Below are 485 nucleotides of genomic sequence, written 5' to 3'. Positions count from 1 at the left end.
GTATCCACAATACAAGCCTGGATTCTTCCGTTTGCTAATTGAACTAACAAGTCATCAGATTCTCCCATATAGATGCTGACCTTTTTTTCAGGGTATTTGTCCAGATATTTTCCCATTACTTTTGCAGCAAATGTTTCTCCGAATCCGGTCAGGGAACCTAGTTTGAAAATGTCAGGTTCGTTGATGGGGACAGAAAGCCGGTTTTTTATGATTTCTGAATCAGCCTGTACAGATTGGGCATATGAGCGGAGGAGACGTCCTTGATCGGTTAGGTGAAGTCTTTTTTTCTCATCATAATAAAATAGTTTTGTTCCGTAATACTGTTCCAGATATTTGATGTGCTGAGTTACGGCTGGTTGAGTCATATGAAGCTTTTCAGCGGTTTTGGTATAATTTTTCGTTTCACAGAGCTCTAAAAAGGTACTGAGCTTATAATTTAACACAGATATACTCTCTCCTTTCTGCGTGAATATCTGTATAAGGCG

The 485-nt window shown here is 39.2% G+C and carries 1 protein-coding gene; it reads right to left on the bottom strand.

Annotated elements, in window-relative coordinates:
- Nucleotides 1-443: LysR family transcriptional regulator (locus tag DWZ76_RS14875; protein WP_207663659.1), on the bottom strand; the 443-nt coding region annotated here is incomplete at its 3' end.
- Nucleotides 444-485: the final 42 nt, after the last annotated feature.

The sequence above is a fragment of the Clostridium sp. AF35-15 genome (assembly GCF_003477745.1).
In the GTDB taxonomy this organism is placed as follows: Bacteria; Bacillota; Clostridia; order Lachnospirales; family Lachnospiraceae; genus Otoolea; species Otoolea fessa.
Note: the sequence above shows the minus strand (reverse complement) of the source record. Positions and strands in the feature narration are given on the sequence as shown.